The following is a 3,391-nucleotide window of genomic DNA, read 5'->3' as shown; positions in this document are numbered from 1 at the left end:
GGAAGGACCCGCAATGAAGAACGCGGTAGTGGTAGGTCACGGGATGGTCGGACACCGATTCGTCGAAGCGTTGCGTGCGCGCGACGAGGCGGCCGAGTGGAAGGTCACGGTGCTGTGCGAGGAGGCACTGGCGGCGTACGACAGGGTGGGACTGTCGTCCTACGTCGGTGCCTGGGACCACAAGGAACTCGCTCTGGCGGGCAACGACTATCCCGGTGACACCCTCGTCGAGATGCGCACCGGAGTACGGGCCGATCGCATCGACCGCGATCACCGCACCGTCGTGACCTCGGCGGGGGACACCGTCGAGTACGAAGCTCTCGTCCTCGCCACCGGCTCCTACCCGTTCGTGCCGCCGATCACCGGACACGACCTGCCCGCGTGCTTCGTCTACCGAACCCTCGACGACCTGGACAAGATCCGGGCCCGCGCCGACGCCGCAGGACCGGGCGCGGTCGGTGTGGTGGTCGGCGGTGGCCTCCTCGGTCTCGAAGCGGCGAATGCACTGAAGAAGATGGGCATGACCCCGCACGTCATCGAGTTCGCTCCACGATTGATGCCGCTGCAGGTGGACGAGGGCGGCGGCGCGCTGTTGGCGCGTCTGGTCACCGAACTCGGGTTGAACGTCCATGTGGGAGTGGGCACGTCGTCGATCTCCGAGAACGACAGCGCCGGTCTGACGGTCGAACTGAGCGACGGCAGCACCATCGACGCCGCGCTGCTGGTGTTCTCCGCCGGTGTGCGTCCCCAGGATCGGCTGGCACGCGAGAGTGGTCTCGAGGTGGGTGAGCGCGGCGGCATCATGGTCGACATCGGCTGCAATACCTCCGACCCTGCCGTCTACGCGATCGGCGAATGCGCTGCGGTCGAGGGTCGGTGCTACGGACTGGTCGCTCCCGGGTATTCGACGGCGGAGGTCGTGGCCGACCGATTGCTCGGCGGCGCAGCGCAATTCCCGGGTGCCGACATGTCCACCAAGCTCAAGCTGATGGGCGTCGACGTCGCGAGCTTCGGCGACGCGATGGCGGCCACGCCGGGCGCTCTCGAAGTGGTGTTCAGCGATGCCCCCAAAGGCACGTACGCCAAGCTCGTCGTCACCGACGACGCGAAGACTCTGCTCGGCGGCATCCTCGTCGGCGACGCCTCCGCGTACTCGCTGTTGCGGCCGCTGGTCGGTCGCGAGTTGCCCGGCGATCCGGGCGCTCTGATCTCACCTGCCGCCGAGCAGGTCGGCATCGGTGCACTGCCCGACGACGCCGAGATCTGCTCGTGCAACGGTGTGAGCAAGGGTGCCATCTGCTCGGCGATAGCCGACGGAGCCTGCGACCTGGCGGCCGTGAAGAGCTGCACCACCGCGGGCACCACCTGTGGCGGATGCCTGCCCTCGATCAAGTCGTTGCTCGCCGCATCCGGTGTGGTCCTCTCGAAGTCGTTGTGCGAGCACTTCGCTCAGTCCAGGGCCGAGCTGTACGAGATCGTTCGGGCCACCAACACCCGCACCTTCTCGTCGCTGATCGCCAAGTACGGCTCGGGAACCGGCTGCGACATCTGCAAGCCTGTCGTCGCGTCGATTCTCGCGTCGACGTCCTCCGACCACATTCTCGACGGCGAGCAGGCGTCGTTGCAGGACACCAACGATCACTTCCTGGCCAACATCCAGAAGAACGGCACCTACTCGGTGGTGCCCCGGATGCCGGGCGGCGAGTGCACTCCGGAACAGCTCATCGTCATCGGCGAGGTCGCTCGCGATTTCGGGCTCTACACGAAGGTGACCGGAGGGCAGCGCATCGACATGTTCGGTGCCCGAGTCGAGCAGTTGCCGGCGATCTGGAAGCGCCTCGTCGACGCCGGGATGGAGTCGGGCCAGGCGTACGGGAAGTCGCTGCGGACGGTCAAGAGCTGCGTCGGATCGAGTTGGTGCCGTTACGGCGTCCAGGATTCGGTGGGGATGGCCGTCGATCTGGAGAACCGCTATCGAGGTCTGCGGTCGCCGCACAAGATCAAGTTCGGCGTCTCGGGCTGCGCTCGCGAATGCGCCGAGGCCCGCGGCAAGGACGTCGGGATCATCGCGACCGAGGGTGGTTGGAACCTCTACGTAGGCGGTAACGGAGGTCAGTCGCCCAAGCACGCGCAGTTGCTCGCGTCCAACCTCGACGATGCCACCCTGGTCAGCTACATCGACCGTTACCTCATGTTCTACGTGCGTACAGCCGACCGGCTGCAGCGCACGGCACCGTGGCTCGAATCGCTCGACGGGGGACTGGACCACCTCAGAGCCGTCGTGTGCGAGGACAGTCTCGGCATCGGTGCCGAACTCGAAGCCGACATGGAACGCCACGTCGCCGGCTACAAGGACGAGTGGGCCGGCGTGCTCGAAGACGACGAGAAGCTCGGTCGGTTCGTCTCCTTCGTCAATGCTCCGGACGAGTCCGACCCCACCATCGCGTTCGACGAGTCCGGCGCGCGCAAGGTGCCCGTGCTGATGGGAATGCCACGAGTGGGCGCGTGAGCCGATACGGGAGCTGACAACCGGCAGGTCACGAGACTGAGTGCATGTGCACAGACGAGTAATCGCGACTTAACGGCCAAGAAACACAAGCAACGTGGAATAGCTGATCAGGAGGTACGCCATGACTGTCATCGATTCGTCAGCAGTGAAGTCACCATCAGCGGTACCGAACGACATCGCTCGTGATTGGACCCCGGCCTGCACGCTCGACGCGCTGATTCCGGGGCGCGGAGTGGCGGTGCTCCTGCGAGGAGGCACCCAGGCGGCGCTGTTTCTGCTCGACGACGGACGACTGGTCGCGGTGGGCAACATCGATCCGTACGGGCGTGCAGCAGTGATGTCACGCGGACTGGTGGGAGACCGAGGGGGCGAACCCACCGTCGCATCGCCGTTGCTCAAGCAGGTTTTCTCGCTGGCCGACGGGCGCTGCCTCGATGACACGCAGGTCACCCTCGGATCGTTCGAGGTCTCCTGCGTCGAGGGCGTCGTGCTGGTCCGCGGCGGATCTACGTGAGCGAAATCGCAGGGGCTGCAATGCCTCTGGTCGGGTTCACCGTCGGGATCACCGCATCGCGTCGAGCCGAGGAGTTCGCGACTCTGCTCGAGCGGCGCGGGGCCACCGTGATGCATGCCCCCGCTATTCGCATCATCCCACTGGCCGACGACGCCGAGCTCGAACGCGTCACCGCCGCCGTCATCGCTGATCCACCGGAAATCACCGTGGCCACAACAGGAATCGGATTTCGTGGCTGGGTCGAGGCAGCGGACGGGTGGGGGCAGGCAGAAGAACTGGGGCGCGCACTCGGTGCGTCCCGTCTGCTCGCTCGCGGTCCGAAGGCGAAAGGGGCCATCCGAGCAGCCGATCTACGCGAGGAGTGGTCG

General features: G+C 66.1%; 3 protein-coding genes. All 3 read left to right on the top strand.

The annotated features are described in order from the left end of the window. Positions 1-13 precede the first annotated feature (13 nt). Positions 14-2,509: a nitrite reductase large subunit NirB gene (gene nirB / locus A2J02_RS01885; protein ID WP_068046032.1), complete on the top strand. Its 2,496-nt coding sequence runs from the start codon at positions 14-16 to the stop codon at positions 2,507-2,509. Between the two features lie 121 nt (positions 2,510-2,630). Further along, positions 2,631-3,023 (top strand): nitrite reductase small subunit NirD, encoded by a 393-nt coding sequence (nirD, locus tag A2J02_RS01880; protein ID WP_068046029.1) that lies wholly within the window; start codon positions 2,631-2,633, stop codon positions 3,021-3,023. A gap of 20 nt (positions 3,024-3,043) precedes the next feature. Beyond that, positions 3,044-3,391, top strand: a 348-nt coding sequence (locus A2J02_RS01875; RefSeq protein WP_197477902.1) for a uroporphyrinogen-III synthase, incomplete at its 3' end; no start/stop codon positions are given.

This window comes from Rhodococcus sp. EPR-147 (assembly GCF_001647185.1).
Classification (GTDB): domain Bacteria; phylum Actinomycetota; class Actinomycetes; order Mycobacteriales; family Mycobacteriaceae; genus Rhodococcoides.
This window is presented reverse-complemented; position numbering and strand designations above follow the sequence as displayed.

Excerpts from the sequence above, each read along its gene's own strand:
- nirB (WP_068046032.1), top strand. The coding sequence starts at position 14 with ATGAAGAACGCGGTAGTGGTAGGTCACGGGATGGTCGGACACCGATTC.
- nirD (WP_068046029.1), top strand. The coding sequence starts at position 2,631 with ATGACTGTCATCGATTCGTCAGCAGTGAAGTCACCATCAGCGGTACCG.